Origin of the sequence: Sphingobacterium sp. InxBP1 (assembly GCF_026191775.1) — a bacterium.
Taxonomy (GTDB): domain Bacteria; phylum Bacteroidota; class Bacteroidia; order Sphingobacteriales; family Sphingobacteriaceae; genus Sphingobacterium; species Sphingobacterium thalpophilum.
The window spans coordinates 404,949-429,989 of record NZ_JAINDX010000044.1 but is presented as its reverse complement, the minus strand read 5'-3'; the positions used below and the strand labels follow the sequence as shown (position 1 = coordinate 429,989).

Sequence of the window (25,041 nt, the reverse complement as noted above, 5' to 3'; positions counted from 1 at the left end):
ACGAGCCATAGTTATGGCGCTTGCACAACACATTTTTAAAATGCAAAAATTTTGCAACGGGGAGCGTATTGCCTTTTTAGCAGGAGTGGTCAGTGAACCGGCTCCCGCAATTTTGAATGTTTTTATCTGCCTCTTCAAGGATTTGAAGAGCACATCGATGCTTTTGACATGTATTGCATTGTTTCATATGTTTAGTTTATCGGCTCAGACGCCCCGCAAGGACAGCGGGGCCAATGGGCTTTTAAAAGTGTCTGGCACAGTCGTGTCGGATTCGGACGGTAAGCCGATACAAGGGGTGTCGGTCCGCATTGCAGACGAAAAGGGGAGAGCATCTACCAAAAGTGATGGCTCTTTCTCAATGCCAGTGCTAGCATCTACAGGGACTATCAAGTTTAGCCATGTCGGTTATAAACCTCTAGCCTTACTGTACGCCGCTGGAGTATCCTTAACAGTAAAGTTGATACCGCTGGAGAATCAATTGGAAGAGGTCGAGGTGGTCTCTACCGGTTACCAAAAGATTCCCAAAGAGCGGGCGACAGGGAGCTTCGAGTTTGTGGACAATAAGCTGTTCAATCGTAAGGTATCAACGGATTTCATCAGCAGGCTGGAGGATGTGGTGCCAAGTGTATCAAGTATCAAAATCTTTGATGACAATAGGGGGGTATTGCCTAATATTAACATCAGAGGCCGTAGTACCATTCAATCTAAGGTGTGGCCACTCATTGTACTGGACGGTGTCCCTTACGAAGGTGACTTCAACTCAATCAACCCCAATGATGTTGAAAATGTCACGCTGCTAAAGGATGCAGCCGCTTCTTCTATCTGGGGTGCGCAATCGGGTAATGGTGTGATCGTGGTAACCACAAAACGTGCTGGGTATGAAAAACCTGTGCGTATTACCTTCAATAGTAATGTCACGCTGACGCAAAAGCCGGATCTCTATTACCAGCCCCAAATGAGCACATCGGATTTTATCGCTGTCGAAAGAATGCTGTTTGATCAGGGCTTCTTTGATGGGCGCATGTATGACATCAATTACAATATCACGCCGGTAGTACAATGGCTGAAAAAGTACAAAGAGGGAAATATCTCGTCGGCAGAGTTGGAAGCTGAAATGAAACGCCTGCAGAAAATTGACATGCGTGATGATTTTACTAAATATATTTATAGAAACGCCTTAAAGCAGCAATATAATGTGCAGATTGAGGGTGGCGGCAAGCTGATCAACAGCCTGTTTTCCCTTGGCTACGACAGGAACAAGAATGGACTGGTGACTTCCGGTAATGATCGCGTTTCTTTACGAAGCAGCACTTCCTATCGTCCGCTCCCTAATCTGGATATTAATCTTAGTAAACAGTATACAGAATATAATACCAAAGAGTCTTTGATTCCCATCGGCTACAATGCGCTTGGTGCAGGCTATGGTAATTACCCTTATATGGAACTGGCGGATGCAAACGGAAATCCTTTGATCGTGGATGCGATCGGCTTAAATCCTATATTTCGGGATACCGTAGCCGGAGGTAGATTATTGGATTGGAAGTATCGTCCGCTTGCGGAACTGAACGAAACTGCTGTTACTAGCCGAATGCGGGAGATGATGCTTTCTTTCAACGCGAGATACAAGGTGTTGCCATCCCTTAATCTGTCACTGCTCTACAATTATCGAAACGCAAATACACTACAGGACAACTGGCGGGGAATGGGGAGTGTGTTCCAGCGGGCTGAAATTAATTATTTTGCCGTATGGGACCAAAATAGCGTCAAGTGGAATATCCCTGTGGGGGATTACCTGTATCGCCTGAACAGGCAAAATGTCTCTCAGCAGGGACGGATACAGGCTGATTTCAATAAAAAATTTGACGATGTTCATGAATTGAATGTTCTTGCTGGTGCCGAGGTAAGGCAGCAAAAGGAGGGTTCGTACTCCGCTACATTCTGGGGTTATGATACAGAGAGCCTTACCGCACAACCTATGGACTATATCAATCAATATCCTTACCTGAATGGACGCTTCGGCAAACGCCGGATACGGGACAATACAGTCTCTAGTGAACTGATCAATCGCTATACCTCATTTTTTGTGAATGGATCCTATACCTATCTGGAAAAATATATGCTGAATGCCAGCGCCCGTAAAGACGCTTCTAATCTATTTGGCGTAAAAACAAATGACAAGGGTAAACCATTTTGGTCACTGGGAGTGGGGTGGACCATGAGCAATGAGGACTTTGTCGGGAAAGAGCTTTTTTCATTGTTTAAGTTGCGTGCCACCTATGGACATAATGGCAACGTCAACAACACCTCCTCCGCTTACCCGATCATCTATCGTGCTACAGAAACTCATTTTTTGACCGGATTGCCCTACGCGACGATGCAGTCACCGCCCAATCCTACGCTCCGATGGGAAACGGTGGGCATGTTAAATCTTGGTCTTGATTTTCAGCTGGCGAGCAATAGGCTCAATGGCTCGGTTGAGTACTATGTAAAAAAGCCAAAAGACTTAATCTCAGATACACAGCTGGATCCGACCACTGGTTTTGGCAGTCTTTATATCAACAGTGCAAATTTGCTGGGACGGGGACTGGATATCGGATTACACAGTGTAAACATCCTGCGTAATTCCTGGGACTGGAAGTCTGATCTTGTGTTTGCCTATAGCAGAACCAAAGTGACACAGTCCTATGTGTCCAGTCCAATTGGGCAGTATTTTCTGGCTGGGGCGTATGGACTGATGACCACCCCGATTAAAGGTGCTGATCTGAATAGTGTATATGCCTATAAATGGGCAGGACTAGACCCTGAGACGGGTATGCCGAGGGGATACATAGATGGAGAGGTATCGACAAACTATAGCCAGATCTATTATGATACACCGGTGGAACAGATGGATAACCATGGCTCTGCACTACCCATTGTATTTGGCTCATTGCGCAATTCATTTCGCTATAAGGACTTTGACTTTTCTTTTAATATCAGTTATCAGCTGGGACACAAGTTTATGCGAAAATCGGTCAATTACACCGAACTGATCTCGGATCATATCGGTCATCCGGATTATGCCAAAAGATGGCAAAAGCCGGGGGATGAATTGCATACGGATGTGCCGGTATTTAAATATCCGGCCAACTATTTTGCCAGTTACTTCTATAATTTTTCATCCGCGCTTGTGGAGCCTGCCGATCAGGTCAAGCTAAGGGACATTCAGCTAAGCTATTCCCCGAAACTGCCTGCAAGGTATAAACTTAAGGATCTGCGGTTATATGCTTATATCAACAATATCTGTACACTATGGCGGGCCAATAAACTGGGAATAGACCCCGAATTTGGCAGTAGCAGCCCGGATCCACTGGCTTGCTCGCTTGGCATCAGTTTTAAGTTTTAATAATTTAACCCTATTCAAATGAAAACAATAATGCAACTGCTTCCCATCCTGTTGATGATGTATGGATGCAATGATTTTTTGGAGATTAAACCGGATAAAAAAATGTCGATCCCACAGTCATTGGAGGATTGTGAGCTTCTACTCAATGACTATACGGCATTGAACAGCTCTTACCCTGTGTTGGGTGCAATTGCCGCTGAGGAGTTTTACCTCACTTCGGCAGATTGGAACAGTATCAGTGATCAGGATGATAGAAATGCCTATATCTGGTCTGACGAATCATCTTTGAAAGCATCAGCTTGGCAGAGCAGCTATAAGGTTGTTTACATCGCCAACCAGGTACTACAGGTATTGAATGCATTGGATGCGGCGCAAAAGCAATCCAGTCGGTTTAAAACGGTAATGGGGAACGCGTATTTCTTTAGGGCTTTTGCCTTTCAACAGCTGATAGAGATCTATGCACTTCCATATGACAAGGCAACAGCGGAAACGGAACCTGGTATTCCGATCCGATTGAGTCCGGATCTTGATGTTATCTCACCTCGTGCTACTTTAAAACAATCTTTTGATCGTGTCATTGAAGACCTTAAAAATGCGGCTTCGCTATTGAGCAGCACAAGTATTGCGAAGAGCCTGCCCTCCGCTGTGGCAGCAAATGCCGCGCTTTCAAGGGTATATCTAACCATGGGGGATTACCAAAACGCCTATACCTATGCGGATCTAGCCTGGAAATCCAGTCCTCAGCTACTGGATTACAACACATTGGATATGCAAGCGGATTATCCGATTCCTCGTTTTAATAAAGAGGTGTTGTTCTCGGCCCTTACGCAATATTCGGATGCGATAGGCAATTACTATGCGCGTATCAGCCCGGAGTTATTGGCTACCTACGACGCCAACGACCTGAGAAAAAAGATTTTATTTCGGCCAAGTGATGCCGATCCAACGGCATTTGCCTTTAAAGGTTCTTACGATCAGGGGCCCGGTGGTGTATTTGTAGGGCTTACCAGTAGTGAGGTTCTTTTAAACAAAGCTGAAGCTGCCTGCCGGCTGGGGCAAACGGCAGTAGCACTGGCGGATTTGAATACCTTGCGCAAAAGCCGGTGGAAATCGGGTTCTTATCATTCCATTTCGGAGACGGATCCTGATCGCTTGCTTGACTTTATCTTGCAGGAACGCCGGCGTGAACTTATGTTTAGAGGAAGAAGATGGTCTGATGTAAAGCGCCTGGCTACAGACCCCCTGTTAGCAGTGGAACTCAAAAGAACGGTTGATCAAAAGGTATATATACTTGAGCCTAACTCATTGAAATATGCTTTTTTAATTCCGCAATTAGTCATTAACCAGAATAACAATATCCAACAAAATAAAAGATAAGATGAAATTAAACCTGATTTTTATAATATTATTATTTGCCAATTACCTATTTGGCCAGCATAATGGCAAAGGAAATGAATACCTGAACGTTGCGGATCGATTTGAAGTCAATTCAAGCTTCCCAGTATTAAATTACAACAGCACAAAAGTTAATCTGAATGTATTCAAAGATAAGATTATCATACTCGATTTCTTTGATACCTATTGTGTGAGCTGTATAGAGGGGATGCCCAAACTGCAGGAAATGCAACAGCAGATGCAGGATAAGGTTCAGGTTTTTATGGTGACCTGGCAGTCTAAGGAAGTTATTGAAAAATTCTATCGCAACAACGGATTTCTGAAAGAAAAAAAAGTCAAACTGCCCACGATAGTTTCGGACGTCAAATTTAAAAAGCTATTTCCGCATCAGGGGGTTCCACATACGGTATTGATCTATAAAGGGAAAGTTCAAGCGATAACTTATCCGGATTATATCAAACCTAAATTTATCAATGAGTTATGGGAAAATGGAAAGATCAGTCTGCCTGTAAAGGACGACTACAGAGCTGATCATATAAATAGCACTGTAGGAGTAGATGGAGTAAAAGGATCGGTGTTACTCACAGGTTATCAGGAGGGCTTGCAGGAGAAAGGGGGATTAAGTATCACGCTAGATACAACATCGGGAATGTATACCTGCTATTTCAACAACGTCGGGATATTGAGGGCATATATCGCCATGTACAGCTATATGGCCAAACCTCAATTTTTGATCAACGATCAGCGGATACAATGGAAAGTTGCCGATAAAAGTAAGTATGAATACAAGGAAAATAGCGGTGGACAGCATATTTGGTTAAATGAACACGGCATGTGTTATAAAAGGACGAGCTATAGGAAGATGGAATTGCCCGAGCTTGCGAAGGTCGTTGTACAGGATCTAAATTCGTTATTGGGACTAAAAGTGTATTGGGGCAAAGAAGCAAAGGACTGTCTTGTCATTCGTAAACTTGATAAAATAGATGCCACACTTACAAAGCCAACGAACGGGCAGGTAATGGAAAGCCTATCCGTCTTAACCTTCCTGATGGACTACTCAGGTGAGTATCCGATTGTTGTTGATGAATCAGGCTACACGTCGCCCATTGAAATATCAACTTATACCGGTGTCGATGAATTAAATAAACAACTCAACGCCTACGGGCTCGAAATAGTGAGGGCGAAGAGAGAGGTGGATGTATTGGTGGTAGAGGAAACGATCTAAAAGTAAAAGGGAGCATGAAGTTGCTCCCTTTTGTCCTCAATCGTCTAACGACTAAGGGGTGCTTCGCAATTCAACATTGGAAGAAGGTGATCCCGTTTGGAGAGCAACGATCATCTCATCACGCAATGCATTGGTGAGCTGAGGTTTGTTGCTGCCATCGGGTGTAGCCTGTATTGCACAAATTTTTCCTGTCCCGTTACAAGTGGGTGTGCTTGTAGCGTTGTAGTCATTTGGAATAGTAGGGTTACCACCAGCTTTTAATTGAAACCATGCCATAATAGTAGGTTTTAATAGGTGACTAACTCGATTTATAATTCAGTACGCTGCAGTCATACCGGCCCCCATAATGGCTTCTATTGCTAGTCGCCCACGATCTGGCGGGGTACCCCTTCTGCCAGACTGTTTTTAGCATCCCGGATGTTCATCATTACTCATTGACGTTTTATCCCAGTTGTCTATCACAAAGAAAAAGACATTCACTATCCTAAAATCGGGCATGAGGGTAGTATTTTACTTTTTTCCTGATTTCACGATCGATTTCGGTAGATAGTCTTTGGATCAATGTTTAAAAACTGGCTCATCAATTTATTATTGAGGCTGTGAAATAGTAGAGGCATCAGCTCCTTGAGTTTTGCATATCTTCCAGTGGCGTCCTGCGCCATGATAAGCGCCTTTTTATTAAAAAAATCGGACTTCCGTTGCCGCATGATACTCACAAAGTGATGCATACTCGGATACCGGCCCTGCAATTCCTGCAACACCGTTAAAGGGATACAGGCGATGGTACTTTTTTGGAGAAATTGGATGTTCAGCGACTGACTGTTAAAACTGTACTCATGTTTGGTACCTGTAAAATAATGCCCCTCGGTCGCTATCCAATGGAGATAGTTTTTCCTGAGTTGCATTTCGTAAGCACCAACCTTCCCCTCGAGTACATAACACCAATAGGGGCGGCTTTCATCCTCCCGACAATAGATCTGTCCTCGCTTTCCATGACGTATTTTAGTGTTTTCTATCAGTTCATCACGACAGGGATCATCCGGTTTAAAATGCTTGTTCAGATGTTTGATAAAGCGATCCATGACAATTTAGTGTATATGACCGGTCAATAAAACAGCAAACGCCATGGAAGAGGTATGGTCCATGGCGATGCATAGTAGATGAGCGGGTGTTATAGCAGTTTGTAATATATCCTGATCGTTAATTGTCCATCCATCCGACGCATGAATATCTCTTCACCGGCTTCCCCCTGAGGTAATTGGGGAGTATCGGACTGGATCTTGTTAGATTCATACTCCGTGACTTTTACCGAGTCCGGAAAGAGGGCACTCGAATTCTCATCAGTCTGCTTATCCAGGATAATGTCTCCGTGATTGTTGATCGTAAAAGCGAGCTCCTGTGCAAGATTGTTCCTGAAGTCATCAGAAAGGGACAGCAGGTAATCAACCTGGCTTTCTGAAAGTTCAAAACGCGAAGCTATCCAGCTGATTAGACAATTTAGAATAAGTTCCTGCTCCATCATCTGATTTTCAACGGTAGAGCTGTACAGTCGCCGGAGCCATAACCTGACTCCCAAGTCGTCAAATGTGTATTTTTTCATGTTAATAATCGCTGGGTGATTGCACTTGTAGGGGATCCATAGCAGCATGCCAAGGCTATAAATCTGGCAACAAGTGTTCACCTTTGTTAAATGTTTAATTTGTTTTTATGTTTCGATCGAAAAGCTAAACTAAAACCTAATTGTTTAAAAGTGAAAGAAAGAGGGTTTTAGATCTATGACTCAGAAATCCCTTTCGTTGAAATAGGCAACAAAGTGGTTTAAAAGCGATTTAAACACAGATATCGAATCGATGAAAGCCGAAATAAAATCTGTTAATCCAATTGTAAAGGAAACGTTACCTCTACTAATTATAAAGATTATTAATTTCAGGGTTATTTATATTATCAACCGATTATGATTATACTTCGATATTTCTTCAGATCTTGGTATGGAAAGCCCTGGCTGATGATGTTAATGGCCGCTACTTCCGCTTTTTTAATCACATTTTACACCACGAGCCAATCGCTTGCTTCGAGCCTCACGTTAGAAAAACATCTCATCGTATTTGCATTTAGCTTTGTGCTGATGCTGCTTGCTGTTGTGCCGATCGCTTATGTGATCTTTACATTGGATGCCCATTCTTATCTTCGTCAACACGAACCGCTTCGATATATCATCCAGTTTGTGATACTAGTGTATGTGTTGGGGGCTGTCGCGCTGCGGGTGGTATATAAGATCTACTTTGTGTTATTTGGGGTGGATCTGCAACAGGCAGAGTACTTTGAGCGTGATTTTACCGTGGTCATGTTCTGCCTGATCATGATCCAGTTCTATTACGCTATCCGTAAGGAACGCAAAATGAACAGCTTCAGAAAGAGACGGATCATGTTGATGGAAGTTCAGTTATCGGAGCTGGAAAGGAAGCTTAAAACGGCAGAGTTAAAGCATAATGAGCTGATCAGAAAATATGAGAGTGAGCTTGCTGAACTGAAAGGCCGCAAACAACGGCTCCGTACCAATTACGAGCAACTGAGCATTGATGAAAATAGGCTGAAAGCTTGTCTCAAAGAGGCAGCGGAGCAATTTGTGGTCATGATAGGTGCCAAGGATGAATGGGTAAGAATACCTCAGGTTGCCTACTTCCATCTCAAAGAAGGGTCTGCTCGCTCAAAGCTGGTAGATGTACGTTTACTGGATGGCCGTGAAGGCACAGTCGATATGGACTCGCTGGCAAAGATCGAAAAACAATGGCCTAATTTATTTTTCCGGGCCGGGCGCGGCATACTGATCCAGCATCTGGCTATCAAAGATCAGTATAAAGAGGATGGTGACTGTATCATCGAACTGTTTGGTAAGCATCAGGAACGAATAAAGGTACCGGCTGAGGCGTACGACAGGCTATTAAAAATAAAAGAACAGTGGACGCGGATAAGCCAGAAAGAGGACGGGAGGTAAGGAGCGGCTTCCCGCTCCTGAATACAACGAGACTGGCAGACTTAGAGGCGTTCTAGAATCTCCTCCAGCGGTAAATCATAGTATTCTGCAAATTCGCGCACGGTAAGCTGTTGGTGTCTGGCTTTGCCATAGGCGTCTTTTGCTTGCCGATATTTACGTTGGGCCTGACTGGGACTGAGGTCCAGTACCAGTGCAATATCTTTGGGGCTGATGCACAGCCGGTGTTTTTTAGTCATGAGTGATAGGGCTGTGGTATGGTCAGGGCACACCTACGGCAGGCCGCAGACAATACCTGGTGGTACCATGTTTTCCTGTCGGCTGGATACCTCTCTGACTTTGCAGACAACAGATGTTGGAAAGTCAGCCCCTAAGAAAATTGAATTAACCACTTATTAACGGATACAGCATATAGTTTGTTTTAAATATTTATCTAACAGCATTTTATACTATATAATGTCTTACATCTGCATTATTATGTTTCCTATCTTGTCTACCATTCCTGCAATCCGCATTGACGATATCCCTGCGGAGCGGTCACGTACCAGGTACTTTTTATCTACTGCAAAGGTACATCGCGCTGTAGCTATTTGGTAGCTTCCCGGTAGCTCTCCAGTACCTTTTTTGTAGCGGAATAGTACCTTTTCAGTACACTACCCGTACACTAACAGTACTTAAATGGGATATCGGGACAGGCAGATGTTGTCATATCCGGTCATATTCTTCGTTCTCTGCCATATCCTGTCAGATACTATCATTGATGGCATTAACGGTCATATTGTTCAGACATCCTTTCGCCGTGCTACATCTTTGTCTTGTCATCAAATAATAAATATCATGGCAAAACAAGAAAGTTTAATCAAGTTTAGAGGTAAGGTCGGGGACTTTTCCTTTAGCAAACACCGCAGTCGCGGTTACGAAGTCCGCATGAAAGGCGGAGTAGACAAAGCACGGATCCAGACGGATCCCAATTTTCAGCGGACACGCGAAAATATGGCTGAGTTTGGCACTGCTGCTAGTACTGCCAAACGTATCCGGATCCAGCTGAACAACCTGCTGCGGACATTCGCCGACAACAGCCTGCGCAACAGGTTGACGTCGCTGATCCACAGGATACAGAAATCGGATCCGACAAATGCGCGGGGCGAGCGTGTATTTCTGGAAGAAAACAGCGCCATGCTGAAAGGCTTTGAATTCAATCAGGCAAGCAGTCTCAAACTGTTGCTGGGCGAAAAACTCGAAACAGCGTACGACAGGGCCGCAGGCGAAGCCACATTGACAATCCCGGAATTTAATCCACAAAACGATGTCATGTTGCTCCCGGGTGCTACGCACATCCTTTTCACACTGGCCGCTGCCGAACTGAGTACCGAAGAAGTACCGCCACGGCCCGTCATAGTCAGATCTGCCTATATTCCGCTGATAGGCGTACACGCGGAAGAAACGCTACAGGCAGCCTTGGCCGTGGATCCCACCAAAGTTGTGTACCTCATCGTCGGTATCTCCATGTATCAGGAAGTTAATGGGGAGTTCTATCCACTCAAGAACAATCCATACAACGCCATGACCATCGTGGAGGTCGATGTACCTTAACAGACGATTATGAGTAATAGACACACCCTCAAGCTCCTCCGGAAATATGGAGCTGAGGGCACCAACGGGACGGTCACCTACAACGGGGAGCATATCTGCCATACCATCGAACTGCCGGACCGCAACAACATGCCGCGGATCAGCTGTATCCCGCCCGGACAGTACAAGCTGGAAAAGTGCAGGTATAGGCGCCACGGTGAACAGATCGGCATTCCCAATGTCATTGGACGGGAGGCGATATTGATCCATGCTGCCAACGATGCCAAAAAGGAACTGCTCGGCTGCATTGCCCCGGTCACCTCACTGACCGGTGAGGGGCAGGGCATCGGAAGCCGGCAGGCTCTGGCCAAGCTGAAAGCACTGGTCTATTGTCTCTGGGATATGGGGGATGAAGTGTATTTGAGTATTCGATAAGGCTTTGGAGATCTGGAATTAGCTGCTGCATTCCTTTTTGCCATCTTCTTAGCAAGATGACGGCATAAATCAAACTCGCTATGCTCGGACAATGATTTATGCTATCCTCATCTTGCGTCAGCGATAGGCAGTCGGAACGCAAGGCTTTCAATTCCATGATCTCCTTAGCTTAACGAAAAGTGAGTGTTGGAGGATGGGGATTTTTAAATACGTACAAAAATGAAAAAAGTCTTTAACAAAATAGGACAGGTGCTGCAGCTGGTGCTGGCCGCACCTGTTAAATTACCGGGTAAGGTCGGGAATATATTAAAATACCTGGCTTTGGGGCTAGGGATCGTGGAGACAGTATTGGATCAGGAGGAGCGCCCGCCAGAGGCTGGCGACGTAATAGAGAATGGCTCGAAGGAAGTGCTGGAAAGGAGCGGGGCCGATGAAGCTGAATGATATCCGTATCTCGGCTATCGGTGGAACAATCTGCTCCATCTGGGCGAGTATCTCGCTTGGTGATGCATTGCAGACGATCCTTACGGCTGCTCTGGGTACACTGGCAAGTTTTGTAACCAGTCGTTTACTGGGACGCTATAGTAAGCGAAGACGTCCGTAATGGATGGCAAGGCGCACCCAAACGGTGCGCCTTACGCGTTTGGATGGACTGTCTTTCCGCCAAGACAATCACCACCAAATATTTTCGATAATTCTAACCGTTAGTTTTGAAACTAATTCAAAGTGTTGTATTTATTTTTTTTTGCTAAAAATATTAGTTTTATTGATTTATTTTTGCGATATTTACATAAAACAACCAATTATTGAATCTATGAGCGAGCCAGTTTATATAGATCTAGTTTCAGACTATGCTTTTAAGCGCATTTTTGGATCCGAGCCCAATAAGGATTTATTGATTTCGCTATTGAATGGGTTATTCCGTGGACGGAAATCTATTGTCGATTTATTGTACGAAAAGAATGAACATGTTGGGGATAGTGAGGAGATCGGTACCGTGATCTTTGACCTGATCTGCACTGCTGATAATGGTGAGAAGTTTGTGATCGAAGTACAACGTACGGCACAGATAAATTTGAAAAAACGTATGCTTTACTACAGCAGTAAGTTGATTGCGGATCAGGCTCCCAAAGGAAAACGGCGAGCGTGGAATTATGCGATAACCGAAGTATACATTGTGGTACTTATGGATGGATTTACTTTTTCACAAGTGGACGAATCCAGTACCGTTCTTCACGATATCTGTTTGTGTAACAGGGACACTGGTCGAGTTTTTTATGAAGAGTTGGGGTTTATTTACGTTCAATTGCGTAACTTTACAAAAGTAGAGGCAGAATTAGAAGATGATCTTGATCGTTGGCTTTATGTTTTACGTAATATGTCAAAGCTGAACAAGATCCCGGTCTATCTGAAGAAGACTATATTTGAAAAATTATTTAAAATAGCGGAATACGCAAAGTTGAATAAGGAGGAACGAGCAATGTATGATGTAAGTCTAAAACGTAAATGGGATGCTGAAGCTGTGCGCCAATATCAGGAGCAACAGATTAACGAGGCTATTCAGAAAGGCCTCGAAACAGGTATTGAACAAGGTATCGAACAAGGTATTGAACAAGGTATCGAACAAGGTATTGAACAAGGTATTGAAACTGGCATTAAACAAGGAATGGAACAGGGAATAGAACAGGGTGCTGAGGCGAAAAGCTATGAGGTAGTGGAAAATTTGATTCATGAGCTTAAGCTTACCGATGATGTTATCGCGCGTGTTGCTGGGGTTTCACTTGATTTTGTACAGCAAGTACGGGCTGATCTAGCCAGAGACAAAAAGTAATTATTCCCAATATAAACGAAGCCCCTTGTCGTAGGCAATTGTATCTTTTGGACCTGCAGGAAGAATGCCTGAAACTAGGATAGGGGATCAACCAAACGACTTGGAGCCAATCCAAATTGCTTTTTGAATGCAAATGAAAAATGGGAGAGATTTTCAAATCCTACCTCATAACAGACTTCCAAGGGCTTTTTTTTCTTTTCTGTAAGCTGATAATAGGCAAGTTCCAAACGTTTACGGGTTAACCAGCGTTGTGGAGTCATGGTGAAAGCCTTTTTGAAGTCCCGCTTAAAGGTTGTCAGACTTCTGCCCGTCAGGTAACCAAATTTTTCCAGTGGAAGATTGAACATAAAATTCTTTTCCATATAATCGACAAGGTTGATTTTTCCGGGCTCTTCAAAATTAGCAAGCACATGATCGACCTCTTGGTTCAGCGTCCTGAGAATACTGATGGCTTCGGTAATTTTAATGGAAGCAATATCCACAGGGATGTCCTCCATGTCGAAATAGGGAATAAGCGATGCCAGGCAACTTTCCAGAAGAGGGTGATTATTGAAACAAAATATCTTCGGTGAACTTTTGGGTTGGGGAGTTATATTCTTGCCTGCATAAAAATCCGTTAATGTTTCTAATGATAGATGCATGACAACAGTTTTATGAGGTTCACCGTCTTTAGGATAATTAATAATAGTCGCTAACTGATTTCTGGGAATTAGAAAAATATCCCCTTTTCCAAATATATAGGTAGCATCAGCCTGTACAATCTTGGTTTCTCCGGAAAGAAACCAGACCAGCATATGCTGGTCAAACATAATATCTGATTTGAAAAACTTGTCTTCGTAGCTTGAAAGCTTTATATCTTCGGTAATGTATCGGGCTTGGTATTCCATGATTTTTGCTTTTTTATGAAGGAAATTAATAACTTAAAGATAAGAAATAATAGCATTTACGGATTGAAGCGAATACCCGTCATCTCTTCTGTCAGTTTCCATAGTTTCTTCGCATGGGTTTCATCAAGTGAATAAGGATTGACTCCTTTCTGGTCGGTAATATCCGAAGAGAGTACAGCGATATCCCCATCCTCACAATAGACTCCTCCAATATGCTCCAATAAAGGACTTGTAGCACACCATACTGTTGTAGCTGCTCCTTGTGGGATCGTTTTTAATGATGCCGCTACCTCAGGCAACATGTTGCCATTTACATCCACAAAACCCATTTTTTGAAATAGTTCCAGTGGGGCTTCTCTGCCTAATTCAGTTCCACCAATAGACCCGGGATGAACGGCATAGCTTCTGATATGGGAAGATTGTCCCCGCACATCCAGTTCCATTGAAAAAAGATTGACAGCGGTCTTCGATTGTCCGTACCCCTGTAACGTTTCATATGCGCTGTGGAGGAAATGAGGATCATCAAAATTAAAAGACGCAAAATGATGGCCGTGGGAAGACACATTAATCACGCGTGCTCCATTGGCTTTTTTTAGTGACGGCCATAATCTGGCACTGAGCTGAAATAGGGCTAGATAGTTGGTCGCCAGCTGGGATTCTATACCCCGTGCATCTCTGCGAAGAGGTACCCACATAATGCCGGCATTGTTGATCAATAAATGTAAGGGTCTTCCTGAGGCTATAAAATTTTCCGCGAAAGCATCAATAGATGTGGGAGAGATTAAATCCATTGCGACAATTTCGACATTTCTAATTCCTTCCAGATTCTTCTTTGCCTTTTCAATATCGCGCGCAGGTACGATTACCGTAGCTCCAGCTGCGGCGAGAACTTTTGTGGTTTCCAACCCAATTCCTGTGTTGCCGCCAGTGACAATAGCGATTTTTCCGGTAAGATCGATGTTTTGAATGACATCATTGGCTGTTGATTTTGCATTGAAGCCCGAACCGATAGGCTGTTGTTGAACGCCCTGATAATTATTCTTTTCCATTTTGAATACATTTAATTGTTATTACTGAGACAAAATTAGGACGGATTAACATGCGCTGTTTTGTTCAAATGTCCTAATTAGCTTTGTTCAAAAGGGCAGGTGACCCTTAAATTGGGTTTCGTCAACACTGTGTACCACACTTAATAGGAATTATTCTTGTCGGTAGACAAGGTCTTTGCTGAGACAGTGTTCTTCCCAGGGCATTTCTATAAGCCGGCTATGCGCGTTTTGCGGAATGATACTTTTTGATGTCGGCAGGTAAAAATGGTTTTTATTTCCACTTCTCAAGGTATCGCGTAGATCGGGGATCTTTTTGAGGTTGCGCTGCAAGGCCGCAAAAAAAGCTTTTGCGGATTTGTCAGCTTGCTTCATGATCTGCCGCAAATGGATGATTTCTCTTGTACGATCAGTTTCATAACCACCACTTCCTGCGATTGAATATTCGGCTACAGGTGAATCGTAGAAGAGACCTGAGCTTTTGATAGCCTCCTGATCTGAAAAGGGATAGGTGGACAGAAAAAATCCATAATAATCGGCGGATGAAAAGCTTTTCAAAAAATCCGCCTGATTTTCCTTGCTATATTTCACATAATTCCGCTTGCCCGAACGACGGTTTATCATTTCAATATAGGCGTGTGCACGATGTTTTTCCATCGTTTCGCCGCAATACTGGAAAAACAGCTCTGCAGGTATGGCAATCCAAAAGTATTGACTCATTTTCTTTCTTGTATTTAATTTAACGTATATGGTTTGGCGCTTGGCGTTCTTATCATAAAGCTTCTATCCAGCCACATCCTTTTTCAGCTTGGCAAATGCGCGTACAGGAAATGTCCCCACACCTTTAAACTTTCGAAATCAAATTTTACGCGTTTATCCATGTTGGTCTGTATGCAAGTTGGTATAAAATAAGCCGAAATGTTAGACTAACGAAGTTAATGAAAGTACGGCTAAATTTTTAACATGAGTGTACGAAAATATCCGGGCCTCCATTTGACGGTGTGATTCTTTTGTTGACTTGGGCTAGCGCTGAGTTGTTGTGGAATACACTCAATTGTTTGATTTTCGTAATCTATTGCTTCGATTTAGTTATTACTGACATCTATTGAAGTGCTAATTTTGTCCTATAAATAAATTAGATATGGAGACAAATAAAGTATGGTTTATAACGGGGGCTTCCAGGGGAATGGGGTTGTCATTGGTAAAAAAACTCATCATAGCGGGGTATAACGTGGCAGCAACAAGTCGAAAATCTCAGCGTTTAATAGACGCCGTCGGACATGTTGAAGGGCCACGGTTCTTACCGCTGGAAGTGGATTTGACAAGTGAGAAATCCATCAACGAAGCTTTTGAACGTACGGTTGCACACTTTGGGAAAATCGACGTTTTGGTGAATAATGCCGGCTATGGGATCGGTGGAGCTGTGGAAGAATTAAGTCAGGAAGAAATCAAGGATAGTTTTGAAATTAACGTAATGGCTGTAATTAAGACGATGCAGTCTGCGATGCCTTACTTCAGGCAGCAGAAATCGGGCCATATTATCAACATTTCATCTATTGCGGGTTTTGCCCCGGGAACGGGCTGGGCGATGTATGCCGCTACGAAATATGCGGTGACAGGGCTTTCAGAGGTGATGGCAGAGGATGTGAAAGAGTTTGGTGTTAAAGTGACAGTTGTGGCACCGGGGGCATTCCGGACGGAGTTTCTGGAAGAAAACTCCCTTGTTTTTGCTGAAAAGAAAATTGATGGCTATACTGCGGTGAGAAACTCCCACGAAAAATATGCAGCCATGAACGGATCGCAAATCGGTAATCCGGAATTGCTGGCTCAGGTTTTTATCGATTTGGTAAAGAATCCCAACCCGCCTGTACGGCTCTACCTCGGAAGCGATGCCTACAAAAGGGCAACGGAAAAAGTTAATCTGCTTTCAGAAGAATTAGAAAGCAATAAGTATATTTCTTATTCCACTGATTTTAATTGAAAATCTTATACTTAAAATAAAAAGCGTTGTCATGACTGAGTGACAGCGTTTTTTATTTGATTTTCGTACATTTATCCTATGGAAAAAATGCAGTCACTGGAGGGGTTTTACCAATCTAAATTTGACCGGATACCCGAGAATTTCCGTCATGGGGTAGGGCATTTCAATGTTTTTAAAATAGATGAATATATAGGGAAGCATACTAAGCCTGTGGTCTACAGCAGGAAAGATTATTTTAAGATTACCCTGATTATCGGTAGAAACCGAATACATTATGCTGACAAGGTCATTGAAATTAAAAAGCAGGCCTTATTTTTTACAAATCCGCAGATCCCTTACAAATTTGAATGGATTGACGATTATAAAGCTGGATTTTTTTGTGTCTTTACGGCATCATTTTTTCATCACTTCGGAAACCTACACGACTACGAAGTCTTTAAACCCAACGCCTTACCTGTTTTTGAGCTCACGGATGAGCAATTGGAAGATATAAAGCAGATATACTTAAAGATGCAGGCTGGATTAGAGTCGGATTATGCACATAAATATGATCTGCTGAGAAATCTCGTGTTTGATCTACTTCATTATACGCATAGGATGAAAACGGCTTCTAAAGTTGAAAAGCAGCAGGCAAATGCTTCTCAACGGATCACGCATATGTTCCTGGAACTTTTAGAGCGTCAGTTTCCGATTGAAGATCTGAGGCAGCGGATCTGCTTTCGATCGCCCGGCGAATTCGCGGGCCAGCTTTCCGTCCATATCAATCACCTTAATCGCGCCGTCAAAGAGACTACTGAAAAAACAACCTCCGCAATTATTGCGGAGCGCCTGTTACAGGAGGCTAAAATATTACTGAGACATACCGAATGGAATGTCTCGGAAATCGCTTATTCTTTAGGTTTTAAAGAGGCTACTCATTTTAATAATTTCTTCAAAAAAGCGATGCAGATGACACCGATCCACTTTCGGGAAATTAGTTGATTTGTCTAGGTATCTCTTCTACCAGAATTTCATTCCCGCCATTATCATAATACGCACAGGTCATCTTGTCAAGAAAGACAGTCCATTTTTCGATACCACATATTGCACACATCGCCATAAAAGTGGGGTAATCTGTTTCGCCCTGCTGATGCTCTTTTAAGCCTTTTTTGAACTGCTCTGCCTCAACAGTGTTGCCAATGGTCAATGGCTCATGACTAGCTGGAGAGCTCGTTCTGTAGTGATTATGCCCATAATAATCAGTGTGCCCATCCGCAACAAAAACGTCGTAAGCGGTAACGCCTAATTTTTTGATGTCCTGGATGTAGGCAGGAAAGTCTGCACCTGATTTTACTTTGCTATGAGCAGCTTTTATTTGTTCTACTGTAAACATTTTTCCTTGATTTATACGTATTATGCCTTTTATTGAATTACAAGCGATAATATACAGTGCTGGCCGTACTGAAAATGCCAGTCAAATATCTTCCATCCAATAGATAAGTAAATATACTAAATGGATCAGACCGCGCCACCAAGGATGATGAGGTTATTTTATTATTTTTGATTATCTTAAACGGGCTAAAGATGATCAAAAAAAGACTTTAAATGATGCGTGAACAGTTCAAAAAACACCTGGATAAATTTATAAAGATTTCTGATGATGAATTTGCCGATATAACCGGATATTTTGAGCAGCAGACGCTTAAAAAGAAAGAAAACGTATTGACCGAAGGGCAGATCTGCAAAGCCAGTTATTTTGTACTGGATGGAATTCTGCGAAAGTTTTTTATCAATGAAAAGGGTGTGCAGCAGACGACTGAATTCGCGATTGAAAACTGGTGGATGACAGAGACCTTCTCTTATATCAATCAGACGGCCACAGAGTTTTACATTCAGGCTGTACTGCCAACAGAAGTCCTGGTCATTCGCCAACATGCCCTCGATGATCTACTGGAAAAGCACCCGGTCATGGAAAAGTATTTTCGCATGGTGTACCAGAAAGCTTATGCTGCTGCACAGATGCGCGTCAAGCTGCTTTATGAGCACTCCAGGGAGGAGCTATACCGTCAATTCCTCAAGAATCAGCCTGCATTTCTGCAGCGCGTACCTCAATATCTCGTGGCTTCCTACCTGGGCTTTACACCCGAGTATCTCAGCGAAATCCGCAAAAAGAATTTTTCTTAAAGCCTTTTAAGTTTTTCCGGCTCTCCATTTTCCAAATTTGTAGTATCAAATTAAAAAATAAGAAACATGGAAAAACGTATCAACATCAGCACAACGGAACCACAGGCATTCAAAGCGGCTACCAAATTTTTCAACGAGGATGAGCAGGTCAATTTCAAACATTTTGTACTATTACCCTTAATTACGATATCAGTTCTTGGCTTCCTTAAATTGGGCAGGTGTAATACCCACCAATTTTTTAAACAAACGGGTAAAATATGAAGGGCTTTCAAATCCCAGATCATAGGCTATGCTAGAAATGTTGCTGTCCGATCCCAGCAATAGATTTTTCGCCTCTTTAATCAGGTAAATATGGACATGTTCCAGAGCGGTTTTTCCGGTTTCCTGTTTAAGAAGATCGCTCAGATACCTGCTTGATAGAAAAAGTTCTCCCGCAAGATAATTTACGGTGGGCAAACCTTCTTTAAGGTGCAGCTTCTTATCAAAATAGTTCTGTAATACTGTCTGAAACCTTTTTAGCGTGGTTCCCGAAACGTTATTACTTCGATCCACAAACTGTCTTTTATAAAAGCGGTCGGAATATTTTAGGATGGAGTCAATATGTGACAATATAATTTCACGGCTGAATTCATCTGAATTTTCGTCATATTCCTTGCGTATTTTTTCATAGAGTTCCCACATGATAACCTCCTCAGCAGGAGATAGGTGCAAGGCTTCATTTATTTCATACTCAAAATAGCCATAGTTTTTGATCTGGTCATGCAGAATATGGCCGGCCAGATAATCCTCATGAAAAAATATAACAAAACCCTTTTCTGCAAACTGTACATTACTGACCTCAATAATTTGCCTTGGCTTCATAAAAACGGTGGATCCATTACTGTGGTCATATTTCGTTTTGCCATATAGCACATAGCCCGATTTGATCTTTTTCAGAGCAACCATATAAAAGTCTCCGGTGAACCTGTCTTCTCCGACCGAATAGGTCATAAGTTCTTTACAGGTCATCAGGCTCAATAGTGGATGCTTCGGAGTTTCAAAGCCACTTTTTTCATGAAGTTCGGTTATGCTTTTATAATGATTGATCTTTTCCAATGTCTCTAATTTTAGGAATTTGCTTGTTGAAATGTTTCAAAATTACATTTTCGTAAATCTGTGCTATTCTTCCGCTGATATGGAGTAGAGCAGAGGCCGGTTCTGGATATAACTTTGTCTTATCAAAATAACAAATAATAATTTAAACAATAACAACATGGCAAAGACAATTTTTATAACAGGAGCAACTTCAGGATTTGGAAAACTTTGGACAGAAGCACTATTGCAACGTGGGGACAACGTCGTGGCAACTTCCAGAAAAGCGAATGCTTTTACAGCATTATCAGAAAAGTATGGTGATCAGTTATTACCGTTTCAGTTGGATATTACCGATAGAGAAGCTGTATTTGCTGCCGTAAACAAAGCCAACGAACATTTCGGTCAGCTTGATGTGGTGATCAACAATGCGGGGTATGGCGTTTTTGGTGCAGTGGAAGAAATCGGTGAAAAAGTAGCCCGGGATGTTTTCGATGCAAATCTGTTCGGAACACTATGGGTGACACAGGCAGCACTGCCAATCCTCAGAGCACAGGGACATGGGCATATCATCCAGCTTTCCAGTGTACTGGGCGTATGGAGCCTTCCGACTTTAGGCATTTACAACGCCACAAAATTTGCGGTGGAAGGCCTCAGTGAGGCGCTGGCCAGTGAGGTAAAAGATTTTGGCATCCATGTAACGCTTATCGAACCAAATGGCTATAAAACAGAATTTGGTGGAAGTTCGGCAGTATTTGGCGATCAGTTGGATGTGTATAATCCGCTAAAGGAAAGCCTAACTAAAATTGAAGGACTTGGCCCTGATGATTACGGTACACCTGAAGCTACTGTTCCGGCTATATTAAAACTGATCGACAGTGAAAATCCGCCGTTAAGATTATTCCTGGGCAAATTGGGTTATGTCAAAACTGAAAGGGTGTATGGTGAAAAACTTCAACAGTGGAAGGAATGGAAAGATGTTTCAGAAGCAGCACACGGGTAATCCCGTGTTTTTTTACACATAGTTAAACATCGTTATGAAAGCCCAAAAAATAGAATATTTACACATCAGCACCCTGCTCGCCTTTATCCTCATTCCGCTTGGAGGACTTACCACCGATATTTATATTCCCTCGCTGCCGGCGATGGCAGGTGATCTGGGCGTTTCCATGCAGCAGGTGCAGCTTTCTTTATTGCTTTTCATGGTAAGCTCCGGACTCAGCCAGCTTTTTATCGGGAGTATACTGGATAGCTTTGGGAGATACAGGATCAACTTGTTTGCCCTTATTGTATTTTCAATCGCCAGTTTTATCATTGCACTGGTTCCCCATATCGGTGTGATCTATGGAATGCGGATAATACAGGGAATAACAGTATCGCTGATCATCGTTGGAAAGAGGGCATTCTTTGTGGATATGTACAGTGGTGAAAAGCTGAAGCACTATACGAGCCTATTTTCAATTGTATGGGCAACGGCTCCTATTGTCGCACCATTTATTGGCGGATATCTACAGGTAAAATTTGGCTGGCAGTCGAATTTTTATCTATTGGGCTTTTTGACAGCAGCTGTTCTGTTTTTCGAGTGGAGATATACCGGTGAATCGCTCCGTAAATTCCAGTCCTTTAACCGGAAGCAGATCCTAAATGTCTATTCAGGTATGCTTAAGACAGCGGATTTTAGTGTAGGACTGCTTATTATCGGACTGAGCTATTCACTACTCGTTATTTACGGGATCAGCAGTCCGTTTATTATCGAAAAAGTTTATGGTTATTCACCTGTTGTGACAGGCTACAGTTCGCTGGGTTCAGGAATTGCACTGATGCTGGGTGGAATCACCTCAAAGGTGTTGATAAACAAAAATCTCTTCTTAAAAATCAATACGGCTGTGATCCTACAATTGATTTTCGCAGGCCTGATGACCCTTATATCATTTGGGGCGAATGGATTTTATGTACTGCTTATTTTTACGCTGCTTATTCATTTCCTTTCCGGCTTTATTTTTAATAATGTCTATGCATACTGTTTACAGCGTTTTAGCAAGAATGCAGGTGTAGCAAGCGGGCTGACAGGCGGCGGTATTTACGTCATTAGTTCCATTGCCGGTTACGGCCTGATCAATTTATTTGAGATAAAAAATGTTCAGAGCATTGCAAAGGTCAATCTACTGATCGTGGTTTTGACTTTCCTTGGGATTTTTATTTTTAAAAGATCAGTCGTTAGACGGGGGGAAATTGAAAGATTCAAGTAAACAATAATAAATAATAAGAATATGAAAACTATTACAGTTCCAAACAAAGAACAATTGAGCGAAGAAGCTCAGGTCATTTTATCATCAGTAGAGAAAAAAATGGGCAAGATCCCGAACCTTTATGCTACTATCGGATATTCTTCATCAGCTTTAAAAGCGATGCTGGAAACAGAAGCAACCTTAGCGCATCATTCTTCTTACACCGCAAAGGAAAGGGAAGCGATCAACTTGGTGGTGTCACAGGTAAATGATTGTGATTATTGTCTTGCTGCACATACCATGCTGGCTAAATTAAATGGTTTTAGTGAGGAGGACACTTTAGCAATCAGAAAGGGAAGTGTTGAGGATGTTAAATTGGATGCCATTATAAAACTTGCCCAATCGATCGCAAACAATAAAGGCAATGCCGGAAATGCTGCACTGGAAGACTTCTATAAAGCTGGTTTGGATGAGAAGGCGCTCGTAGAACTTACAGCCTTGGTTGCCCTTAGAAGTTTTACGAATTATGTTTTTGCAAATACCCAGATCCCGATTGATTTTCCGGCAGCAAAAAGTTTATCATAAGTGTTTTAATTGAAGTGTTGGTGAGAGCTTCTTTTAGAAATGGAAGGAGCTCTCTTTTTAACTAAGGTGTACAGCTAAAACTATATCGTAATTATGTGCTATTCTTCAGCTGAAATGAGTTAGTGTATGAGTATGGATAAGGATAATTTTGGATTAACAAAAAAAGAAAAAACAATGAGCAAAATAATTTTTATAACAGGAGCTTCCAAAGGATTTGGAAAATTATGGGCTGAGGCCTTACTTAAAAGAGGCGATAAAGTTGCTGCTTCCGCTAGAAATATTGAAGCGTTGCAGGATTTAAAAGAGAAGTACGGTGACAGCATTCTTCCTGTGAAACTGGATGTCAACAACCGTACAGAAGTTTTTGAAGTAGTGGAGAAAGTAGAAAAACACTTTGGAAGAATTGATGTTTTGATTAATAATGCTGGTTTTGGTTTATTCGGAACGACGGAAGAAACAACAGAACAGCAGGCGAGAGACCAAATGGAAACCAATTTTTTTGGTTCACTTTGGGTAGCACAAGCAATTTTACCGGTGATGAGAAAACAAAGAAGTGGGCATATTATTCAGATTTCCAGCTTTTTGGGATTAACGACGCTACCGCTTTTAGGATTGTACAATGCTTCAAAGTTTGCAGTCGAAGGACTAATTGAAACGATTGGTTCGGAAACAGCACATTTGGGAATCAAAACCACATTAATTGAACCTAATGGATTTGCAACGGATTGGGCAGGAGCTTCAGCGGTTCAGACTTCTTCGGATATTACCGATTACAACCCAGTAAGAGAAGCATTTGCGGAAACAGGGGATAATCCTGATACTTGGGGAAAACCTGAATCGACAGTAGTGCCAGTTTTGAATCTTATTGACAATCAAAATCCTCCACAAAGATTATTATTCGGTAAAATTGCTTATCACGTAGTCAATGAGGTTTACACCAAAAGATTGAACGATATCCAAAATTGGAAAGAGGTCAGCATTGCCGCACATGGGCATTAGATTTATTAGGAATGATCCGCGCAAAGAAATTGTTTTCTACAGTTGTACTGGTTTGCTTTTTTAGCTTAACTTCAGAGAATCAGTTGTAATAGAAAGAGATTGTCGAACATTCGAAAAAAAAATAAAATGAAACATTATAAAACCCTCACAGAATTGCACACCGGAAATGGCTGGGACGCTCCGGAGCATCCGCTCTTTAGTATGATCGGCTGTCAGGCGGCCTGTCCGCTGGGAAATAGGGAATTTACCACAGATTGCTACATCATCGCTTTCAAAAAAATAAAATCAGGGATGTTTATGTACGGACGTACAAAATACGACCACGATAATGGCTGTCTATTTTTTGCCAAACCACGGCAGATCATTGAAATGAAAGACCTCGAATTTGAAGAAAAAGGCTATATGTTGATGATTCACGAAGATTATCTGAACGGTCACGAGCTCTTTAAAAGCATTAACAATTATGGCTTCTTTGACTACGATGTAACGGAAGCGCTGCAACTTTCTCCAAAAGAAGAGCAGATTATTCTGGAGCTTCACGCGAAAATTCAGGGCGAATATTTTAATAATCCCGATGAATACAGCCGTGAGATTATCTTGAGTCATATATCATCGATTTTGAAATATGCACAGCGCTTTTACAAAAGACAGTTTATCGACAGAGAACAGGTTATTGGAAAAACAGCATCAAGATTCAATGATATCCTTAAAAAATATATTGATGAAAGAGGTCTGGAAAAAAACGGGTTGCCAAGCGTTACCGATATTGCCGACCAGCTGTTTATTTCGCCACGTTATTTAAGTGACGTACTGAAACAGGAAACAGGGAAAACTGCTTTGGAACTCATTCATATATTTTTGATTTCAGAGGCTAAAAATCTATTGAGATTGGGAGAGAAGGGAGTTGCGGAAATAGCCTATCACTTAGGATTCGAGAATGCTTCTTATTTTACAAAATTATTTAAGAAACAGACAGGTCTGAGACCTTTGGAATTCAGAAAATCACAGCTGAACTAATTACTGCAATTCTGCTTGTTAAAGTCATAATGAAACTTCGTTAGTTTCCTGTGACTTTTTTTAATGATCCGATCTCCGGATTATTACCAATATGATGACTTTTTCGTTGGCGGCGAACAAGCAACTTTTGCTTAGAGAAGCGCCAAGCTTTCCTGGATTATCCTCCGTTATTGGAGGATTTTACATTTCCGTACATCTGTGCTATTCTTTCCGTAAAATGAACTATTTA

General features: G+C 42.3%; 26 protein-coding genes. 17 read left to right on the top strand and 9 right to left on the bottom strand.

Going from position 1 to position 25,041, the window contains the following annotated elements; translation table 11 throughout:
• Nucleotides 1-40 precede the first annotated feature (40 nt).
• The 3 genes from K7A41_RS12600 to K7A41_RS12590 are packed head-to-tail and all read left to right on the top strand — an operon-like array spanning nucleotide 41 to nucleotide 6,005.
• Nucleotides 41-3,385 carry a SusC/RagA family TonB-linked outer membrane protein gene (locus K7A41_RS12600; protein WP_265713961.1) on the top strand — a complete coding sequence of 1,115 codons (3,345 nt, stop codon included), beginning with the start codon at nucleotides 41-43 and terminating at the stop codon, nucleotides 3,383-3,385.
• An 18-nt stretch (nucleotides 3,386-3,403) separates the two neighbouring features.
• Nucleotides 3,404-4,762, top strand: coding sequence for a RagB/SusD family nutrient uptake outer membrane protein (locus tag K7A41_RS12595; RefSeq protein ID WP_265713960.1), 1,359 nt, complete (start codon nucleotides 3,404-3,406; stop codon nucleotides 4,760-4,762).
• A gap of 1 nt (nucleotide 4,763) precedes the next feature.
• The gene (locus K7A41_RS12590) at nucleotides 4,764-6,005 is read left to right on the top strand and encodes a TlpA family protein disulfide reductase (protein ID WP_265713959.1); all 1,242 of its coding nucleotides are present in this window, start codon (nucleotides 4,764-4,766) and stop codon (nucleotides 6,003-6,005) included.
• 51 nt (nucleotides 6,006-6,056) lie between these two features.
• On the opposite strand, the gene K7A41_RS12585 is transcribed toward K7A41_RS12590, so the two are convergent.
• The 3 genes from K7A41_RS12585 to K7A41_RS12575 all read right to left on the bottom strand — a co-directional run bounded on the left by K7A41_RS12585 (nucleotide 6,057) and on the right by K7A41_RS12575 (nucleotide 7,605).
• Nucleotides 6,057-6,281, bottom strand: a complete 225-nt coding sequence (locus K7A41_RS12585; RefSeq protein WP_265713958.1) for a hypothetical protein — start codon at nucleotides 6,279-6,281, stop codon at nucleotides 6,057-6,059.
• A gap of 251 nt (nucleotides 6,282-6,532) precedes the next feature.
• Nucleotides 6,533-7,087, bottom strand: coding sequence for a Crp/Fnr family transcriptional regulator (locus K7A41_RS12580; protein ID WP_265713957.1), 555 nt, complete (start codon nucleotides 7,085-7,087; stop codon nucleotides 6,533-6,535).
• Between the two features lie 89 nt (nucleotides 7,088-7,176).
• The gene (locus K7A41_RS12575; protein ID WP_265713956.1) at nucleotides 7,177-7,605 is read right to left on the bottom strand and encodes a hypothetical protein; all 429 of its coding nucleotides are present in this window, start codon (nucleotides 7,603-7,605) and stop codon (nucleotides 7,177-7,179) included.
• Nucleotides 7,606-7,959: 354 nt separating this feature from the next.
• Between K7A41_RS12575 and K7A41_RS12570 the strand changes: the two genes are divergently transcribed.
• On the top strand, nucleotides 7,960-9,000 hold the full coding sequence (locus K7A41_RS12570; protein WP_265713955.1) for a hypothetical protein: 1,041 nt from the start codon (nucleotides 7,960-7,962) through the stop codon (nucleotides 8,998-9,000).
• Nucleotides 9,001-9,041: 41 nt separating this feature from the next.
• On the opposite strand, the gene K7A41_RS12565 is transcribed toward K7A41_RS12570, so the two are convergent.
• Entirely contained in the window at nucleotides 9,042-9,236 is a 195-nt protein-coding gene (locus tag K7A41_RS12565) for a hypothetical protein (protein WP_265713954.1), read from the bottom strand.
• 598 nt (nucleotides 9,237-9,834) lie between these two features.
• On the opposite strand from K7A41_RS12565, the gene K7A41_RS12560 reads away from it, so the two are divergent.
• From K7A41_RS12560 to K7A41_RS12540, 5 genes are all read left to right on the top strand, one after another.
• Complete coding sequence (locus K7A41_RS12560; RefSeq protein WP_265713953.1) at nucleotides 9,835-10,590, top strand: hypothetical protein; 756 nt, start codon at nucleotides 9,835-9,837, stop codon at nucleotides 10,588-10,590.
• Nucleotides 10,591-10,599: 9 nt separating this feature from the next.
• Nucleotides 10,600-11,004, top strand: a complete 405-nt coding sequence (locus tag K7A41_RS12555) for a DUF5675 family protein (protein ID WP_265713952.1) — start codon at nucleotides 10,600-10,602, stop codon at nucleotides 11,002-11,004.
• Nucleotides 11,005-11,223: 219 nt separating this feature from the next.
• Nucleotides 11,224-11,448, top strand: a complete 225-nt coding sequence (locus K7A41_RS12550) for a hypothetical protein (protein ID WP_265713951.1) — start codon at nucleotides 11,224-11,226, stop codon at nucleotides 11,446-11,448.
• A complete protein-coding gene (locus K7A41_RS12545; protein ID WP_265713950.1) occupies nucleotides 11,435-11,608 on the top strand; it encodes a hypothetical protein in 174 nt (57 codons plus the stop codon). The genes K7A41_RS12550 and K7A41_RS12545 overlap by 14 nt, the downstream gene beginning before the upstream one ends.
• A 210-nt stretch (nucleotides 11,609-11,818) precedes the next feature.
• A complete protein-coding gene (locus K7A41_RS12540; RefSeq protein ID WP_265713949.1) occupies nucleotides 11,819-12,835 on the top strand; it encodes an Rpn family recombination-promoting nuclease/putative transposase in 1,017 nt (338 codons plus the stop codon).
• 74 nt (nucleotides 12,836-12,909) lie between these two features.
• Here K7A41_RS12540 and K7A41_RS12535 read toward each other — a convergent pair whose 3' ends face one another.
• The 3 genes from K7A41_RS12535 to K7A41_RS12525 form a co-directional block, all read right to left on the bottom strand.
• Entirely contained in the window at nucleotides 12,910-13,722 is an 813-nt protein-coding gene (locus K7A41_RS12535) for a helix-turn-helix domain-containing protein (protein ID WP_265713948.1), read from the bottom strand.
• A 56-nt stretch (nucleotides 13,723-13,778) separates the two neighbouring features.
• Entirely contained in the window at nucleotides 13,779-14,771 is a 993-nt protein-coding gene (locus K7A41_RS12530; protein WP_265713947.1) for an SDR family NAD(P)-dependent oxidoreductase, read from the bottom strand.
• Between the two features lie 150 nt (nucleotides 14,772-14,921).
• The gene (locus K7A41_RS12525; protein ID WP_265713946.1) at nucleotides 14,922-15,488 is read right to left on the bottom strand and encodes a hypothetical protein; all 567 of its coding nucleotides are present in this window, start codon (nucleotides 15,486-15,488) and stop codon (nucleotides 14,922-14,924) included.
• Nucleotides 15,489-15,909: 421 nt separating this feature from the next.
• On the opposite strand from K7A41_RS12525, the gene K7A41_RS12520 reads away from it, so the two are divergent.
• Together K7A41_RS12520 and K7A41_RS12515 are read left to right on the top strand one after the other, a co-directional pair.
• The gene (locus tag K7A41_RS12520; RefSeq protein ID WP_265713945.1) at nucleotides 15,910-16,749 is read left to right on the top strand and encodes an SDR family oxidoreductase; all 840 of its coding nucleotides are present in this window, start codon (nucleotides 15,910-15,912) and stop codon (nucleotides 16,747-16,749) included.
• Nucleotides 16,750-16,827: 78 nt separating this feature from the next.
• Nucleotides 16,828-17,730, top strand: a complete 903-nt coding sequence (locus K7A41_RS12515) for a helix-turn-helix domain-containing protein (RefSeq protein WP_265713944.1) — start codon at nucleotides 16,828-16,830, stop codon at nucleotides 17,728-17,730.
• On the opposite strand, the gene K7A41_RS12510 is transcribed toward K7A41_RS12515, so the two are convergent.
• On the bottom strand, nucleotides 17,723-18,121 hold the full coding sequence (locus K7A41_RS12510) for a DUF1398 domain-containing protein (protein ID WP_077433736.1): 399 nt from the start codon (nucleotides 18,119-18,121) through the stop codon (nucleotides 17,723-17,725). The two genes, K7A41_RS12515 and K7A41_RS12510, sit on opposite strands and share 8 nt — an antisense overlap.
• Nucleotides 18,122-18,333: 212 nt before the next feature.
• On the opposite strand from K7A41_RS12510, the gene K7A41_RS12505 reads away from it, so the two are divergent.
• A complete protein-coding gene (locus tag K7A41_RS12505) occupies nucleotides 18,334-18,912 on the top strand; it encodes a Crp/Fnr family transcriptional regulator (protein ID WP_317041791.1) in 579 nt (192 codons plus the stop codon).
• Between the two features lie 189 nt (nucleotides 18,913-19,101).
• On the opposite strand, the gene K7A41_RS12500 is transcribed toward K7A41_RS12505, so the two are convergent.
• Complete coding sequence (locus K7A41_RS12500) at nucleotides 19,102-20,007, bottom strand: helix-turn-helix domain-containing protein (protein ID WP_265713943.1); 906 nt, start codon at nucleotides 20,005-20,007, stop codon at nucleotides 19,102-19,104.
• Nucleotides 20,008-20,164: 157 nt separating this feature from the next.
• Here K7A41_RS12500 and K7A41_RS12495 point away from each other — a divergent pair, with 157 nt between their 5' ends.
• The 5 genes from K7A41_RS12495 to K7A41_RS12475 all read left to right on the top strand — a co-directional run bounded on the left by K7A41_RS12495 (nucleotide 20,165) and on the right by K7A41_RS12475 (nucleotide 24,812).
• Complete coding sequence (locus K7A41_RS12495) at nucleotides 20,165-20,986, top strand: SDR family NAD(P)-dependent oxidoreductase (protein ID WP_265713942.1); 822 nt, start codon at nucleotides 20,165-20,167, stop codon at nucleotides 20,984-20,986.
• Between the two features lie 34 nt (nucleotides 20,987-21,020).
• Complete coding sequence (locus K7A41_RS12490) at nucleotides 21,021-22,232, top strand: MFS transporter (RefSeq protein ID WP_265713941.1); 1,212 nt, start codon at nucleotides 21,021-21,023, stop codon at nucleotides 22,230-22,232.
• 21 nt (nucleotides 22,233-22,253) lie between these two features.
• Nucleotides 22,254-22,796, top strand: coding sequence for a carboxymuconolactone decarboxylase family protein (locus K7A41_RS12485; protein WP_077433726.1), 543 nt, complete (start codon nucleotides 22,254-22,256; stop codon nucleotides 22,794-22,796).
• Between the two features lie 126 nt (nucleotides 22,797-22,922).
• Complete coding sequence (locus K7A41_RS12480) at nucleotides 22,923-23,795, top strand: SDR family NAD(P)-dependent oxidoreductase (RefSeq protein WP_265713940.1); 873 nt, start codon at nucleotides 22,923-22,925, stop codon at nucleotides 23,793-23,795.
• A 126-nt stretch (nucleotides 23,796-23,921) separates the two neighbouring features.
• Nucleotides 23,922-24,812, top strand: a complete 891-nt coding sequence (locus K7A41_RS12475) for a helix-turn-helix domain-containing protein (protein WP_265713939.1) — start codon at nucleotides 23,922-23,924, stop codon at nucleotides 24,810-24,812.
• Nucleotides 24,813-25,041 lie beyond the last annotated feature (229 nt).

Coding starts and splice junctions, on each gene's coding strand:
- K7A41_RS12485 (WP_077433726.1), top strand. CDS start 22,254: ATGAAAACTATTACAGTTCCAAACAAAGAACAATTGAGCGAAGAAGCT.
- K7A41_RS12565 (WP_265713954.1), bottom strand. CDS start 9,236: ATGACTAAAAAACACCGGCTGTGCATCAGCCCCAAAGATATTGCACTG.
- K7A41_RS12480 (WP_265713940.1), top strand. CDS start 22,923: ATGAGTATGGATAAGGATAATTTTGGATTAACAAAAAAAGAAAAAACA.
- K7A41_RS12585 (WP_265713958.1), bottom strand. CDS start 6,281: ATGGCATGGTTTCAATTAAAAGCTGGTGGTAACCCTACTATTCCAAAT.
- K7A41_RS12580 (WP_265713957.1), bottom strand. CDS start 7,087: ATGGATCGCTTTATCAAACATCTGAACAAGCATTTTAAACCGGATGAT.
- K7A41_RS12590 (WP_265713959.1), top strand. CDS start 4,764: ATGAAATTAAACCTGATTTTTATAATATTATTATTTGCCAATTACCTA.
- K7A41_RS12490 (WP_265713941.1), top strand. CDS start 21,021: ATGAAAGCCCAAAAAATAGAATATTTACACATCAGCACCCTGCTCGCC.
- K7A41_RS12595 (WP_265713960.1), top strand. CDS start 3,404: ATGAAAACAATAATGCAACTGCTTCCCATCCTGTTGATGATGTATGGA.
- K7A41_RS12535 (WP_265713948.1), bottom strand. CDS start 13,722: ATGGAATACCAAGCCCGATACATTACCGAAGATATAAAGCTTTCAAGC.
- K7A41_RS12520 (WP_265713945.1), top strand. CDS start 15,910: ATGGAGACAAATAAAGTATGGTTTATAACGGGGGCTTCCAGGGGAATG.
- K7A41_RS12575 (WP_265713956.1), bottom strand. CDS start 7,605: ATGAAAAAATACACATTTGACGACTTGGGAGTCAGGTTATGGCTCCGG.
- K7A41_RS12570 (WP_265713955.1), top strand. CDS start 7,960: ATGATTATACTTCGATATTTCTTCAGATCTTGGTATGGAAAGCCCTGG.
- K7A41_RS12560 (WP_265713953.1), top strand. CDS start 9,835: ATGGCAAAACAAGAAAGTTTAATCAAGTTTAGAGGTAAGGTCGGGGAC.
- K7A41_RS12510 (WP_077433736.1), bottom strand. CDS start 18,121: ATGTTTACAGTAGAACAAATAAAAGCTGCTCATAGCAAAGTAAAATCA.
- K7A41_RS12540 (WP_265713949.1), top strand. CDS start 11,819: ATGAGCGAGCCAGTTTATATAGATCTAGTTTCAGACTATGCTTTTAAG.
- K7A41_RS12555 (WP_265713952.1), top strand. CDS start 10,600: ATGAGTAATAGACACACCCTCAAGCTCCTCCGGAAATATGGAGCTGAG.
- K7A41_RS12525 (WP_265713946.1), bottom strand. CDS start 15,488: ATGAGTCAATACTTTTGGATTGCCATACCTGCAGAGCTGTTTTTCCAG.
- K7A41_RS12600 (WP_265713961.1), top strand. CDS start 41: ATGCAAAAATTTTGCAACGGGGAGCGTATTGCCTTTTTAGCAGGAGTG.
- K7A41_RS12515 (WP_265713944.1), top strand. CDS start 16,828: ATGGAAAAAATGCAGTCACTGGAGGGGTTTTACCAATCTAAATTTGAC.
- K7A41_RS12530 (WP_265713947.1), bottom strand. CDS start 14,771: ATGGAAAAGAATAATTATCAGGGCGTTCAACAACAGCCTATCGGTTCG.
- K7A41_RS12475 (WP_265713939.1), top strand. CDS start 23,922: ATGAAACATTATAAAACCCTCACAGAATTGCACACCGGAAATGGCTGG.
- K7A41_RS12550 (WP_265713951.1), top strand. CDS start 11,224: ATGAAAAAAGTCTTTAACAAAATAGGACAGGTGCTGCAGCTGGTGCTG.
- K7A41_RS12495 (WP_265713942.1), top strand. CDS start 20,165: ATGGCAAAGACAATTTTTATAACAGGAGCAACTTCAGGATTTGGAAAA.
- K7A41_RS12545 (WP_265713950.1), top strand. CDS start 11,435: ATGAAGCTGAATGATATCCGTATCTCGGCTATCGGTGGAACAATCTGC.
- K7A41_RS12505 (WP_317041791.1), top strand. CDS start 18,334: ATGATGCGTGAACAGTTCAAAAAACACCTGGATAAATTTATAAAGATT.